The organism is Streptomyces sp. BF23-19 (assembly GCF_041106355.1).
Taxonomy (GTDB): domain Bacteria; phylum Actinomycetota; class Actinomycetes; order Streptomycetales; family Streptomycetaceae; genus Streptomyces; species Streptomyces virginiae_A.
In genome coordinates this window covers 50,173-64,201 of record NZ_JBGBPT010000031.1, presented here as the reverse complement: position 1 = coordinate 64,201, position 14,029 = coordinate 50,173, and the positions used below count along the sequence as shown (strand labels likewise).

General features: G+C 73.9%; 12 protein-coding genes. 5 read left to right on the top strand and 7 right to left on the bottom strand.

The features are described 5' to 3' along the window. Positions 1-105: 105 nt before the first annotated feature. Positions 106-681, top strand: a complete 576-nt coding sequence (locus AB8A24_RS19280; protein ID WP_328960081.1) for a hypothetical protein — start codon at positions 106-108, stop codon at positions 679-681. A gap of 73 nt (positions 682-754) precedes the next feature. Here the strand turns inward: AB8A24_RS19280 and AB8A24_RS19275 are convergent, their stop codons facing one another. Continuing rightward, positions 755-1,138 (bottom strand): VOC family protein, encoded by a 384-nt coding sequence (locus tag AB8A24_RS19275; RefSeq protein ID WP_030717955.1) that lies wholly within the window; start codon positions 1,136-1,138, stop codon positions 755-757. A gap of 7 nt (positions 1,139-1,145) precedes the next feature. Further along, positions 1,146-3,035, bottom strand: a complete 1,890-nt coding sequence (locus AB8A24_RS19270) for an ABC transporter ATP-binding protein (RefSeq protein WP_266479994.1) — start codon at positions 3,033-3,035, stop codon at positions 1,146-1,148. A 140-nt stretch (positions 3,036-3,175) separates the two neighbouring features. Here AB8A24_RS19270 and AB8A24_RS19265 point away from each other — a divergent pair, with 140 nt between their 5' ends. After that, positions 3,176-5,293: an AMP-binding protein gene (locus AB8A24_RS19265; protein ID WP_369476803.1), complete on the top strand. Its 2,118-nt coding sequence runs from the start codon at positions 3,176-3,178 to the stop codon at positions 5,291-5,293. Between the two features lie 36 nt (positions 5,294-5,329). Here the strand turns inward: AB8A24_RS19265 and AB8A24_RS19260 are convergent, their stop codons facing one another. After that, on the bottom strand, positions 5,330-7,111 hold the full coding sequence (locus tag AB8A24_RS19260; protein ID WP_369476801.1) for a GNAT family N-acetyltransferase: 1,782 nt from the start codon (positions 7,109-7,111) through the stop codon (positions 5,330-5,332). A 95-nt stretch (positions 7,112-7,206) separates the two neighbouring features. Between AB8A24_RS19260 and AB8A24_RS19255 the strand changes: the two genes are divergently transcribed. After that, a complete protein-coding gene (locus AB8A24_RS19255) occupies positions 7,207-7,629 on the top strand; it encodes a DUF350 domain-containing protein (protein ID WP_030717969.1) in 423 nt (140 codons plus the stop codon). Positions 7,630-7,712: 83 nt separating this feature from the next. Here the strand turns inward: AB8A24_RS19255 and AB8A24_RS19250 are convergent, their stop codons facing one another. The 4 genes from AB8A24_RS19250 to AB8A24_RS19235 form a co-directional block, all read right to left on the bottom strand. Beyond that, complete coding sequence (locus AB8A24_RS19250) at positions 7,713-8,942, bottom strand: acyltransferase (RefSeq protein WP_369476799.1); 1,230 nt, start codon at positions 8,940-8,942, stop codon at positions 7,713-7,715. Continuing rightward, the gene (locus tag AB8A24_RS19245) at positions 8,939-10,096 is read right to left on the bottom strand and encodes an alpha/beta hydrolase (protein ID WP_369476797.1); all 1,158 of its coding nucleotides are present in this window, start codon (positions 10,094-10,096) and stop codon (positions 8,939-8,941) included. Before AB8A24_RS19245 ends, AB8A24_RS19250 begins: the two co-directional genes overlap by 4 nt. Positions 10,097-10,378: 282 nt before the next feature. After that, complete coding sequence (locus tag AB8A24_RS19240; protein ID WP_328960075.1) at positions 10,379-11,059, bottom strand: response regulator transcription factor; 681 nt, start codon at positions 11,057-11,059, stop codon at positions 10,379-10,381. Then, positions 11,056-12,423 (bottom strand): sensor histidine kinase, encoded by a 1,368-nt coding sequence (locus AB8A24_RS19235; RefSeq protein ID WP_328960074.1) that lies wholly within the window; start codon positions 12,421-12,423, stop codon positions 11,056-11,058. Before AB8A24_RS19235 ends, AB8A24_RS19240 begins: the two co-directional genes overlap by 4 nt. Before the next feature lie 66 nt (positions 12,424-12,489). On the opposite strand from AB8A24_RS19235, the gene AB8A24_RS19230 reads away from it, so the two are divergent. After that, on the top strand, positions 12,490-13,452 hold the full coding sequence (locus AB8A24_RS19230; protein WP_328960073.1) for an AEC family transporter: 963 nt from the start codon (positions 12,490-12,492) through the stop codon (positions 13,450-13,452). Beyond that, a complete protein-coding gene (locus tag AB8A24_RS19225) occupies positions 13,449-14,021 on the top strand; it encodes an HXXEE domain-containing protein (protein WP_369476794.1) in 573 nt (190 codons plus the stop codon). Before AB8A24_RS19230 ends, AB8A24_RS19225 begins: the two co-directional genes overlap by 4 nt. Positions 14,022-14,029: the final 8 nt, after the last annotated feature.

Here is a 14,029-nt window from a genome sequence, read left to right as displayed (position 1 = left end):
CCAGGGGGATCGGGCAGGCGCGCGGCCGATGTCGGTCAATGTCCTCGGAATGATCAACAACCGGGCGGCGCGTTCCTGGCCCCGCCCGGAAGGGGGAAGAACACCATGCCCGACCGGACCGCCGCCGTGAGAGCGACCTGCCTGGTCACGACCGCTCTGATGATCGCCGCGCTGACGGCCTGCGGCTCCTCCGAGCCCGCCCCGAACGACGGCAGGTCGACTCCCCGGCCCTTCGGGAATCCGACGGCCGTGAGCGAGGACGTCCAGATCACCGCCGCCGCCGAAGGATTCATGAAGGCGTGGATGCTCGACCCCGCCGACGTGAGGTCCATGTGCGAGCAGCAGACCAAGGCGGCACGCCCCAATTTCAGCGATGACGGTGGAACGGTAGAAGGCTGCATCGCCGAACGGAAGTCCCTGACCGAACGGACCCCGGAGCCGCAGCGCGCCCCGTTGCGGTTCACCGTCGACCACGTCCAGGACGTGAAGGCGTCCCGGAAGCACCCGGCAGGCAAGGGAGTCCTCGCCACGGGACAGCGCGACGGCGACAAGCCCTTCCGCTACGCGCTGCGCCTCATCAAGGAGGACGGCCAGTGGCGGGTGGAGCAGCGCGAGGACGTGAGAAGCCGCTACGACCACACCGCCGACCCGGTCGCCGACGTCCTGTGGTCCATGGGGTGACCCGGCGGGGGCCACGGCCGGCAGGTGGAGTCCGCCGGGCCGCGCCGCCCCACCGGGGCCGTCGGGACAGCGCTCAGGCGGGGTCCGCCGTCTTGCGGGGCGTGGTCTGCTGGACCGCCCAGCCGTTCCCGTCGGGGTCGGAGAAGTAGACGAACGAGCCCCACGGCAGGTCCTGGATCTCCGTCACCTCCACCCCGCGGCCGCGCAGGTCCTCGTACGCCTCCTCGATGTCGGTGACGACGACCTGCATGTTGTCCAGCGACCCCGGGGTCATCCGGGTCAGCCCCTTGCCGATCGCGATCGAGCAGGCCGAGCCCGGCGGGGTCAGCTGGACGAAGCGGATGTCCTCGCTGACGGTGACGTCGTGGTCGGCGTTGAAGCCGAGCTTCTCGTAGAAGGCCTTGGCCCGGTCCACGTCGGTGACGGGTACGGCGACAAGTTCCAGTTTGATGTCCATCCCAGCATCATGCTCCCGACACCGGTGCCTCGCCGCCCGACACCGCGAACTGGGTGCGGTACAGCTCCTCGTACCGCCCGCCGGCCGCCAGCAGCTCGGTGTGCGTGCCCCGTTCCACGATCCGGCCGTCCTCGACCACCAGGATCAGGTCCGCCGCCTGAACGGTCGACAGCCGGTGCGCGATCACCACCGCGGTCCGGCCCGCGAGGGCCTCGCCGAGAGCCTCCTGCACCGCGGCCTCCGAGGTGGAGTCCAGGTGCGCGGTGGCCTCGTCGAGGATCACCACCCGCTGCCGGGCCAGCAGCAGCCGGGCGATGGTCAGCCGCTGGCGTTCCCCGCCCGAGAGCCGGTAGCCGCGTTCCCCGACCACGGTGTCCAGCCCGTCCGGCAGCGAGGCGACGAGCCCGTCCAGCCGCGAGCGCCGCAGGGCCTCCCAGATCTCCTCCTCGGAGGCCTCCGGGCGGGCCAGCAGCAGGTTGGACCGTACCGATTCGTGGAAGAGGTGCCCGTCCTGGGTAACCATGCCGAGCGTCTCGCGGATCGAGTCGGCGGTGAGGTCCCGTACGTCGATCCCGCCGAGTCGGACCGCTCCCGCGTCGGCGTCGTACAGCCGCGGCAGCAGCTGCGCGATCGTCGACTTGCCGGCGCCGGACGAGCCGACCAGAGCGATCATCTGCCCCGGCTCGGCCCGGAAGGACACCTCGTGCAGCACCTGCGTACCGCCCCGGGCATCCAGGGTGGCGACCTCCTCCAGGGAGGCGAGGGAGACCTTGTCGGCGGCCGGGTAGCCGAAGGAGACCCGGTCGAACTCGACGGCCACCGGCCCCTGCGGCACGCGGCGGGCATCCGGCTTCTGGGCGATGAGCGGCTTCAGGTCGAGGATCTCGAAGACCCGCTCGAAGCTCACCATCGCGCTCATCACCTCGACACGGGCGCCGGCGAGCGCGGTCAGCGGGGCGTACAGCCGGGTCAGGAGAAGGGCGAGGGCGACGACGGAACCGGCGTCCAGGGAACCACGCAGGGCGTAGAACCCGCCGAGCCCGTACACGAGCGCGAGGGCCAGCGCCGAGACCAGGGTGAGGGCCGTGATGAAGGCCGACTGGGCCATCGCCGTACGGATCCCGATGTCCCGTACCCGCGCCGCCCGGGCCGCGAACTCCGCGGACTCGTCGGCGGGCCGCCCGAACAGCTTGACCAGCGTCGCGCCGGGGGCCGAGAACCGCTCGGTCATCTGGGTGCCCATCGCGGCGTTCAGCGCGGAGGCCTCCCGCTGCATGGCCGCCATCCGGGCGCCCATCCGACGGGCCGGCAGCACGAACACCGGCAGCAGCACCAGTGCCAGCAGGGTGATCTGCCAGGAGATGCTCAGCATCACGGTGAGGGTCAGCAGCAGGGTGACGGTATTGGCGACCACCCCCGACAGGGTGTTGCTGAAGGCCCGCTGGGCGCCGATCACATCGTTGTTGAGGCGGCTGACCAGGGCCCCCGTGCGGGTCCGGGTGAAGAAGGCGACCGGCATCCGCTGCACGTGGTCGAAGACCGCCGTCCGCAGGTCCAGGATCAGCCCCTCGCCGAGGGTGGCGGAGAGCCGTCGGGTCAGCAGCCCGAGCCCGGCCTCCGCGACCGCGATCAGCGCGATGAGCAGGGCCAGTCGGGTGACCGCGGAGCTGTCGCGGCCGTCCACGATGGCGGTGACGACCCGGCTGGCGAGCACCGGGGTGGCCACGGCGAGCAGCGCGGTCACCACACTCAGCAGCAGGAAGAGGGTGAGCCCGCGGCGGTGCGGGCGGGCGAAGGCGGCGACGCGGCGCAGGCCCGCCCGGGAGAGCGTGCGACGGTCCTGCTGGGCGTTGATCGCGCTGTGCAGCGACGTCCAGGCGGTGACTTCCATGTCCATGGCCGGAACGCTAGGACCTCAACCTGACCTCAGGTCAAGCATTCGATCCGGCATCGCCCGCACCGGGCGTCAACTCCCGCCCGTACGAGCGATTTTGCCGACCCCCGTCCGTTGTCGGTGCCCGGTGGCATCATCGGTCCATGACGCAGGGATCCGAGTCCGTACGCTTCGGCAAGCGAACCACCGACACCGTCCTGCACCGCTTCGAGCGATGGGCGCGCGACACCCCCGGGGCCCGCGCGCTCATCGCCGGCCCGGACAGCCTCACCTACGGAGAACTGGACGCGCGCGCCGACCGGCTGGCGCACCGTCTGCTCGACTCCGGCCTCCCGCTCGGCGCACTCGTCGCCGTCGGTACCGCCCGACAGGCCGAACTGGTCGTCGCCGTCCTCGCCGTCCTCAAGGCCGGCGGGTCCTACACCGTGGTCGACGTGGCGAGCCCGCGCTCAGGGCGCCGGCAGCTCGCCGCGGCCGAGCCCCTCCTCCTGCTCACCGACGCCGCTCAGCAGGCCGCCCTCGACGACGGCGGCGGCCCCCGGGTGATCCGGCTCGACGCGGAGGCCCCGACGATCGGCGGGCCGCGCACGGAACAGCCCGCGGACCGGCCCGCAGACCGACCCGGAGGCCCGCCCGCGGACCGGCCCGGAGGCCCGCCCGCGGACCCGCTCCCCGGGGCGGCCGCCGTGCCGCCCCGCCGTACCGCCGTGGTCCTGTTCACCGGAGCGGCCGAGCCACGCGCGGTCCCCGTGGGCCACGGGCTGCTCCTCGCCGCCCACGAGGCCTGGGCCGAGGTGGCCCGGCCGACCCCGCGCGACCGGCACCTGTTCACCCTCGGTACGGACGTCACCGCCTTCGCCGCGGGCTGGACCCGGGCCCTGTGCTCGGGCGGCGCCCTCGTGCTCTCCCCGCGCTCCGCCTGGAAGCCCCAGGACATCCGCGCGGCCGTCGAGACCGAACGCGTCACCGTGCTGCACACCGACCCGGCCGGCGCCACCCGACTGCTGATCCAGGACGCGGAAACGGGCACCCTCGCCCCGGTCGCCCATCGGCCGGCCGACCCCGCCTGCCGGTCCCTGCGGCTGCTCGCCGTCTCGGGCGACCGGCTCTACCTCGACGAGCAGGCGACCCTGCAGGCCCGGCTGCACCCCGGCGCACGCGTGCTCAACGTCTACGGCGCCGCGGAGTGCGCCGGGATCGGCACCTGGTTCGAACTCCCGCAACTGCCGCACCCGTTGGACGACCTGGAAGAGATCTCCCTGCTCGGCACCGCCTTCCCCGGCTTCCGGGCCGAGATACGCGGCAGGGAGATCCTCCTCGGTACGCCGGACGGCGGTGACGCGATACCGACCGGCGACCTCGGCCTGCTCCGTGACGACGGCCTGCTGGAGTACGGCGGCCGGATCCGGGACCGGATCGCCCTGCCCGGCGGCCGTTGGGTCGACCCGTACCCCGTCGAATCCGCCATCCGCAGTCACGAGGGCATCGGCGCGGTCATCGTCAAGGGCGTCGACGGCCCGCGCGGCCCGCGGCGGCTCGTCGCGTACGTGGCCCCACCCCCAGGCGGCCCGACCTGGCCGGCCGGGGCCTTTCTGCCGGACATCGAGGAGCTCCGGGACCACCTGGCGGGCAAGGTGCTCCGGGAGGATTCCCCACGCACCGTGATCCGGCTGCGCACCCTGCCCCGCACCACGGCGGGCCAGGAGGACCGCGACGCCCTACCGCTGCCCATCATGCCCGCCGCGGCGGCACGGGGCGGAAGCAAGTCCGGCAAGTACGGGGCCGCCGCCGGCCGGAGCGAGACCCCCGCCGGCTGCGCGGCCGGCTGCGGGGGCGTCGGACTGGGCTTCGTCGCCCTGATCCTGACCAACATCCTGTGGCCCGGATCGACCGACCTCACCGGAGTACCGCAGCCCTGGGCGTTCCTCTTCTCCCTGCTCTACCTGTTCGAGTGCGCCGCCTTCGGCGTCGGGGTGGTCTTCCTCTTCGGCGGCCGCGCCCGGATGCTGCGCCAACGCCGCGGCCCCTCCCTCACCGTGGCCGCCCATCTCGCCGTGTCCTACCTGCTGTTGTCCTGGTGGCCGCAGGACAACCTCTACCGGCTGGCCGCCAAACAGGACTGGCCGCGCCAGGCCGCGCTCGTCTACGCCTTCAACATCCCCCTGATGATCGCGGGCGCCGTCGTCGCGGCCTACGTCGTCAGCAGACCGGCCGACCCCTTCGACTTCCACGACCCCCTCGACGACCGGCCCGACCGCTGACCGGAGCACAGCGCCCGCGGCCGGCCCGCGCCCCGACTACGACGGGCCGAACATCGCCCCGACCGCCAAGGCCTCGGCCCGCACCAACGCCTCGGCCGCGTCCAGCACCTCCCCGCTGCGCGCGGCCACCAGCACACCCAGCCAGGGCGCCGGTTCGAAGGCCCCGGTCGGGATCGCCGGGACGAACACCGCCCCGAGCTCCGCGCAGCCCCGGGCCAGAGCCGCGCACAACTCGTCCAGCTGCGCCTCCGGCAGCCGCGCGCCCAGCTCCACCCGGTCCGCGATCCGGACGAGATGACCCGCGCCCCGCAGCGCGTCGAGCCGGGCCGCCACCATGAAGGCGATGGACGGCCCGGTCAGCCGCAGGTTCGTCTCGGTCGGCGCGAGCCGCCCCGCCCCGTCCACGACGAAGTCCACGTCGAACCAGCCCCGGTAACCGGAATCCGCCAGCTCCCGGCCCACCGCCGTGCCGAACGCGGTGAGGGACTTCTCCGCCCACGCGGGCACCACCCCCGGGCCCACGGTGGCCCCCCGGTAGCAGCCGTCCGCCACCTCCATCACCGCCCCGCCCACCTCGTGGGCGTGGCCGGCCTCGTCGACGAAGCCGTCGTAGGTCAGATCCCGCGGGCCCTCGTCATCCCCGGCCGCCGCACCACCGACGTACTCCTCCACCAGCAGCGGCCCGCGCGGCAACCGGCGCAGCACGGCCCGTGCCCCGCCGGCGGCGCGGACCCGCTCGGGGGTGAGCACCGTGGTGCCCGAACCCCCGACACCGTGCTCCGATTTCAGAACGGTGCTCTCGCCCGCCCTGGTCCGGGCCGCCAGCATCCGGGCCGCCGCCCACCTCCCGTCGACCCGCCACTGCCGGGGGAGCACGATCCCGGGATGCCCGCCGTCCGCCAGGATCCGCCCGAAGAGCCCGTGCGCCGCCGACTTCGACTCGTAGCGCAACTCCCCGGCCCGCCACGGCCGGCCCGCCAGCCGCCCGAACGCCCGGGTGCGCCCCCACGGTACGAGGGGCAGCCCGGCCCCGGTGAGCAGCGCGGCCAGCGCCGGCCGGGCCCGTACCGCGTCGGCGAGGCCGGGATCCGCGTCCAACAGGCCGTCGTACACCTCGACCCCGGTCCAGCCCAGTTGGCGACAGACCAGCTCGGTCCAGCCCCGCGGCACCGGCCGCGGCAGCACCAGCGCGGCCGGGTAGGGACTGTAGAAGGCGGCGAGGCACGCGTAGTGGTGCGCGGGCCGCTGCTCCCGGTCCAAGGTGGCGTCGGCGAACTGCGCGTTGAACTCACCGACGTTGCCCAGGTGCACGGCCCGCCCGCCACCGGTCCAGGCCCGCGCCCAGTCGGCGAGCGGGACCGGAGTCGCCTCGAACCGGACCAGGGCCGTACCGCCGGCTTCCGCGGCGGGCGCGGCGGGCTCGGCCACCGCCACCGCCCCCATCGCCCGGTAGAACCCGGCCGCGTGCGGATCGGAGTCGATCACCAGCCGGCGCACCCCCAGCTCCACGGCCCGGCGCAGCACGTCCCGGTACAGCAGCCGGCCCACGCCCTGCCCGACGGCCGACGGCTCCACGAACAGCAGCCCGAGCTCCGCCCGTGGGGGAGTCCCCTCCAGCGAGGAGACCCCGACGACCTCGCCCCGCCCGTTCTCGGCCACGACGACACGGCGGGCCGTCACGTCGTCGGCCCGGATCCGCAGTTCCGGCGCACACGCGGCGAGGAAGGCGGCGTCGTACCCCCAGTGCGCCTTGGACCGCATCACCAGCCCGGTCAGGTCCTCCGCCTCGGCCGGCCGCGCGGCCCTGACCTTTACCATCTGCTGACCTCCCCATGGTCCGCGTCAAGGCCGTGCGATACATTCGGCCTCCCCACGGCACATACTTTCCCACCCACGCGGAGACAGGCTTCTCAATGAGCGACATCATCAACGGACTCGGGCGCACCAGCGCCTACGGCGCTCTCGGCCTGGTGCTGCTGATCCTCGGCATCGTCCTCGTGGACGTGCTGACGCCCGGGAAGCTTCCCAAGCAGATCTGGGAGGAGCGCAACCGCAACGCGGCCCTCTTCCTCAGCTCCGCGCTCCTCGGCATCGGCGGCATCGTCTTCACCTCGATCTGGACGACGTACGCGGACTTCGGCAAGGGCCTGCTGTCCACCGCGGCCTTCGGCGTGCTCGGCCTGATCCTGATGGCGGTGGCCTTCCTCGTGCTCGACCTGGTGACCCCGGGCAAGCTCGGCGCCATCGTCGTCGACCCGGAGCCGCACCCGGCGGTCTGGGTGTCGGCCGCGTGCAACCTGGCGGTGGCCGCGATCGTCGCCGCCTCCATCGCCTGACGCGAAGCGCCCGTACGCGACGAGAGCGCCGCACCCGCGAGGGAGCGGCGCTCTCGCCGTTTCCGGGACCGGCCCGGCCGTGCTCAGGCGAGGCCGAGCGCGAACACCGCGAACCCCGCCGCCAGCAGCCCGGCCACGGTCCGGCGCAGCGTGCTCGCCCGCCGCCCCTCGCGCGGCGGAACCTCGAACCGCCGCGCGTAGCGGGCGAGAGCGACGAACAGCGTCGCGAACACCGGCATCCAGGCCAGCCGGGCCGCGATCCAACCCATGCTGTCCGGCGCCGTCGTCAGCCCGGCCAGCTCACCCACGAACGAGCCGGGCACGGCCGCCGCCAGCATCGCCGTCTGGTGCCAGCACAGGATCGTCATCGCGGACAGGTTGACCACGACCACCGGGGCCCACAGGGCCGGCCGCGCCAGCAGCTTCGCCAGCCGGTCGCGCAGCAGGATCGCCGCGCCCGACTGCGCCGAGGCCAGGGCCGTTACCAGGAGCGACGGCGGGTGCGAGTTGGTGCGTGCCGCACCCGGTACGCCGACCATCGACGCCGGATAGTGGAAGACCGTCAGCAGCGCGGCGAAGAGCAGGGTCCCGCCCGCCAGCAGCAGCCAGGCCCCGCGCCGCCCGATCCGCCGCTCGGCCCAGGAGACGCCCAGCTGGTACGCGAACAGCCAGCCCGGCAGGATGTTCACCAGGGCGAGCCACGACGGCACCGAGTCGGCGAGCGGCCCGTAGCGCAGGAAGTCCACCACGGCGACGGAACCGAGCAGCGGGGCGGCCGCCCAGCCGCCGAGGCTCCGGGCCGCCCGCACGCAGTACGGGGTCAGCGCGGTGACCACCACGTACACGCCGACGAACCACAGGGGTTGGACCACCAGCGTCGCCCCGGTCCGCAGCGACGCCTCCGGCACCCCGGCCGCGTACAGCACGGGCGCCGCCAAGGCCCACACCACGGTCACCCCGAGCACCGGCCGGCCCAGCCGGACGACCCGGCCCTTCAGCCAGGCGCCCGTCGACCCGGTGCGGCGCCCGAAGGAGAGCGCCGAGGCGTATCCGCCGACGAGGAAGAAGATGCCCAGCATCTGGAGCACCCAACTGGCCGGGGCCAGGCCGCCGAAGGCGGACAGCGGACTGGCGTTGTGCAGGCCGCCGTCGGCGTCGAGGGTGAAGCCGCCGAGCAGCCAGTGGCCGGTGGGCACGGCCAGCAGCGCCAAGGCGCGCAGCCCGTCGATCGCCCGGTCGCGGTGGGCGGGAGTCCGACCGTCGATCCGCGCGGCGACCTTCCGCAGCGGGGCCAGGGTGGCGCAGGCGCTCATCGGACCTCTCCCTTCGCGATCGTGGCGAAGGCCGCCAGGGACTGGGTGCCGGGCACGAAGTAGCCGGTGTGGCCCTCTACATCGGCGGCGGGCACCCGGCGGGCGCCGAAGGCCGCGGAGGTGGGGTCGACGCCGTGGCCGATCCCGGCGAACTCGACGTTCGGGACGTCGGCTATCCAGTCGGAGGGACCCCGGGCCGCCCAGACGCGGGCTCCGGTGCGCAGCGCCGCCACGGTGTCGGCGCGCATCCCGGGGGAGCCGAAGGCGACGATGTCGGCGGCGTCGGTGTGCCGGGCCGCGAGCCCGCACACCACCGAGCCGTAGCTGTGGCAGAACAGCACCGGGTCCGGCGCGCCCACCGCGTCGAGTCCCGCGGTGAAACGGGCCAGCCGGGCCGCCCCGGCCCGGGCGAGGCGACCGTCGGCCGCGTCCAGCCCGACACCGACCGGGGTGGTGTAACCGATCCACGCGACGACGGCGGTGGACCCGCCGGACCCGGACCCGGACCCAGACCCGGAGACGGACCCGGACCCGGAGACGGACCCGGACCCGGACCTGGACCCGGACCCGGACCTGGACCCGGACCCGGACCCGGACCCCGTCCCGGTCGCTTCGCGCAGGGACCGGGCCATGCCGGCCGGCCCGGTGGCGGGCTTGCGCCGGGCGTCGTACCTGGCGGCGTCGTTGTCGGAGCCCGGCACGATCACCGAGACGTGCTCCGCGTGTTCCAGGTCCCCGAACACCTCGACCACCTGGCCCCGGCCACGGGGGTCGAAGGCCAGGATCTGCCGGTCCGGCGCGGCGAGGGAGGCGTACCGCGCCTCACCCGTGGCGGCCACCGCGATCCGGTTCGCCTCGTACCGCAGAGGGAGTGGCGCCCCCTCCAGATTGCCCACCACCAGCGGGTGGGACCTCAGCAGCCTCCGGCGTGCCGTGTCGTCCAGCCCGGCGAAGAAGGCGGCGACCTCGCGCGGCGCCGTGGTCGCCGGATCGGGCAGCGACCGGCCGGACGCCGTATCGGCCCGCCAGGCGGCGGTGCCCGGCGGCGGCCCGGTGACCGCCGCCTGGCTGTCGCCCGAGGCCCACCCGGCGGTCCCCCCGACGAGGGTCACCGCCAGTGCGGCCGTGACCAGCGTCCTTCCGAAGCGGCGCATGTCCCTTCTCCTCTCCTCGTGACGAGGAGGAAGGTAAGGAGGGGGTATCGGCCGTCACGTCGGACCGTGGAGCCAAGTCGTATGTCATACCCCGGTAGGGGGTGGAGGAGAAGCCGTCAGTAGACGAGCAGACGGTCGCAGGTGTTCGTCCCGCTGGGGAGCGAGCTGTCGCTGTTGAGGATGTAGAAGGACCGGGCGAATCCCATCGCCGTCATCTTCGCCCCGGTCCCGCGGCGCACCGGGCCCGAAGGGAAGCCGCCGGGAAGCGGCCGGGTGGCGGGATCAGCCGGAGTCGCCCGGTCGTACCAGCCCCGCCTCGTACGCGAAGATCACAGCCTGCGCCCGATCCCGGAGGTCGAGCTTGGCCAGCACCCGCCCGATGTGCGTCTTCACCGTCTGCTCCGCCAGCACCAGATGCCCCGCGATCTCCTGGTTCGACAGCCCGCGCGCGATGAGCTCCAGCACCTCGGTCTCGCGCGGGGTGAGCCCCTTCAGCCGCAGCGCCGGGTCCTTGCGCGGCGCCGGGCGCTGCTGGACGAAGTCCGCGATCAGCCGCCGGGTCACCGAGGGAGCCAGCAGGGCCTCGCCCGAGGCCACGACCCGGACCGCCGCGATCAGATCGGCCGGCGGGGCGTCCTTGAGGAGGAACCCGGAGGCGCCCGCGCGCAGCGCCTCGTACACGTAGTCGTCGATGTCGAAGGTGGTCAGCATCAGCACCTTCGGCCGGTGCACCACCCCGGGTGGCGGATCGAGGATCTCCCGGGCGGCCGTGAGCCCGTCCATCTCCGGCATCCGCACGTCCATCAGCACCACATCGGGGTGCGTGGAGCGCGACACCCGCACCCCCTGCCGCCCGTCGGGGGCCTCGCCCACCACATCGATGTCGGCCTGCGCCGACAGCAGCGCGGCGAACCCGGCCCGCACCATGGCCTGGTCGTCGACGATGATCACGCGAATGGTCAACTGGGGTCCTCGGTCGGATCGTGCAAGGGCAGCCGGGCGGCGACCCGGAAGCCACCGTCGGGCAGCGGCCCCGTGTCGAGCGTCCCGCCGGTCAACCGTACGCGCTCGCGCATCCCCACCAGACCGTGCCCCGTGCCCGAACTCTCCAGCTCCACCACGGCGTCCCGGGCCGGACCGTTGACCACCAGCACGAGGACCTCGTCCTCGTCCACCGTCACCGAGACCCGGGTGGGGGCGCCGGGCGCGTGCCGCACCACATTGGCCAGCGCCTCCTGCACGATCCGGTACGCCGACAGGTCCACCGCCGGTGGCGCCGCCCCGGCCGCCCCGGCCGCCAGCGACAGCTCCACCGGCTGCCCGGCCCGTACGGTCGCCTCCACCAGCTGCTGGAGCCGGTCGATCCCCGGCTGCGGGGCGCGCTCGCCGTCGGCGCCGTTCGACGGGCCCGCCCCGTTCGCGCCGTCGCCGCGCAGCACGGTGAGCAGCCGCCGCATCTCGCCCAGCGACTCCCGCGCGCTCGCCGCGATCGCCGCGAACTCCTCCCGTACGGGCTCGGACATGCCCGGCACCCGGTACGGCGCCGAATCGGCCTGCACGGTGATCACCGACATGTGGTGGGCCACCACGTCGTGCAACTCGCGTGCGATCCGGGCCCGTTCCTCCAGCAAGGTGCGCCGGGACCGCTCCGCCTCGCTGATGCTCTCCTGTTCGGCGACCCGCTGCTGCGCGTCGCCGAGTCCCCGCAGCGCGCCCGTCAGGACGAGCATGACCCCGGCGAGCACGAAGAGCAGGGCGTTGGTGTTCATCACGCCCGCGGGCTGGGAGAAGCCCAGTACCGTACCGACGACACCGGTCACCAGCCACACCCCGACCAGGGTCCGGACGGGCTCGCGCAGCCCCAGGCAGGCCATCAGCACCAGATAGCCCACGATGGTCATCGGCGGCCACGGCCAGGAATGCCCGGCCACCTTGTCGGCACCGATCAGCAGCACCGCGGCGACGGTGTCGGCGGCCAGGACGACGATCCAGGCGTGGAGCGGCCGGGTCAGCGCGAGGAGCAGCGGTACGGTCTGCGCCACTCCCAGCGCGCCCGCCCAGCCGCCGCCGACCCCGTAGTCGTTGGACAGCACCGCGATCGTCACCGGCAGCAGGGTGACGACGAAGATGCCGACGACGAGGAACGGCGTCGCCCGCTGCCACCGCTTCGGTGCTTGCGCGAACAGGGGTTGCGCCGCCCCGGCGGGCGTGCGCAGCACCAGGGCGAGCCGTGCCAGCGCGCCGGGCACCCGGGCACCGGCCGCCGAGGAGGTACGGATACGTGCGCGGGTCCGGCCGCGCAGCCGGGTGCGGGGTTCGTCGCTCATGATCGGTCCAGCCTATGCGCCGGTGGGCCGGGAGGCGGGTGGGGCTAGGCTGCTGGCCTGTCGATCATGGGGGACGCGGGCATGGGTGGCGCGGCGGCGTTGGAGAAACTGGTGCCGGTGCTGCTGGCGTTCGGCGGCGGGGTGCTGCTCGCCCGGCGGAAGATCGTGCCGGCCGAGGCCTCCAAGGTCTTCTCCGACTACGCCTTCCTCTTCGCCGTCCCCTGCTACCTCTTCGGCAACATCTACGCCAGCGACCTCGGAGCCCTGTTCAACTGGCGGGCGATCGGCGGCTACGCCGGGGCCGCCGCCCTCGCCGTGGTGGCGGTGGCCGCCGTGGCGGTCGCCCACGGTCTGCGCGAGCCCCGCGACGTGGCGCTGCGCGTGATGGCGGGAGTCCAGGTGAACACCGCCTACTTCGCCGTCCCCGTCTTCATCACCGTGTTCGGGACCGCGGCGCCGATCTTCCCGATCCTGCTGTTCCAGGTCTGCGTGCTGTCCCTGGTCGTCATCGCCCTCATGGAGCTGGGCCGCGCGGGCGCGGAGGCCGGCGGCCCGGGCCGCCGCCTCTCCCGCGCCGTCGGCGCCTCGCTCGCGACCCCGCTGGTCCTCGCCTGCAACGCGGGGATCCTGCTCAACCTGCTCTCGGTACGGATCCCGGCGGTCGTCCTGGACGGCGCCGCGTTCGTCGGGGACAGCGCCTCCCCGGTGGCCCTGTTCGCCCTCGGCCTCCACCTGGGCGGCCTCGGCCTCGACCTCCGGGGCACCACGCGCGAGGAATTCGCCCTCATAGGCTTCAAGTGCCTGGCGTTCCCGCTGCTGACCTGGGCGGTGTGCGGGCTGCTCGTCGGCGTGCGGGGCGAGTGGCTGGCGTACCTCGTCCTGATCGCGGCGATGCCGACCCCGCAGAACCTGTTCATCTTCGCCCAGCGCTACGACGTCGGCGTCGACCTCTCCGCGTCGATCGTGATCAAGAGTTCGCTGGTGTCGCTCCTGCTGCTGCCCCTGTGGCTGCAGACTGTGGTCGTATGAACGCCAACACCAACGCCAACGCCGATGATTCCGGCCCCTCGATATCGCCGAGCGCCGTCAGCTTAGGACTGCTCGCCGCCTGGACCGTGCACGACCTCGAAGAAGTGGCCACCATGGCGCGCTGGTCCCGGACCCGGGTCCCCGCCCTGCGCGAACGCCACCCCGGCGTACCCGACCGGGTCTGGCGGAGCCTGGAAGCGGTGGACGGCCGCGAGTTCGCCACCGCGGTCGCCGTGATGGGACTCGTCGTCGCGGCCGCCTCCGCCGACGGGTACCGCACCGGCGGGCGCTCCGCCTTCTACCAGGCCTCGCTGAACGGCTTCGGCCTGCACGGCCTCGTCCACGTCGCGCAGGCCGTCGCCACCCGCGGCTACACCCCCGGCGTGGTCACCTCACCGCTGCTCGTCGTCCCCTTCACCCTGTGGGCGCGCGGCCGGCTCCGCCGTGCCGGCGTCCTGCGGCCCACGCGGGCGCGCGACATCGTCTCGGGCCTGGCCCTCGCCGGCGCGGCCACCGCGGTCTCGCACGCCGTCGCCCGGCGGATCCACCGGGCCGCGTCCGCCCCGTAGGCCGTCTC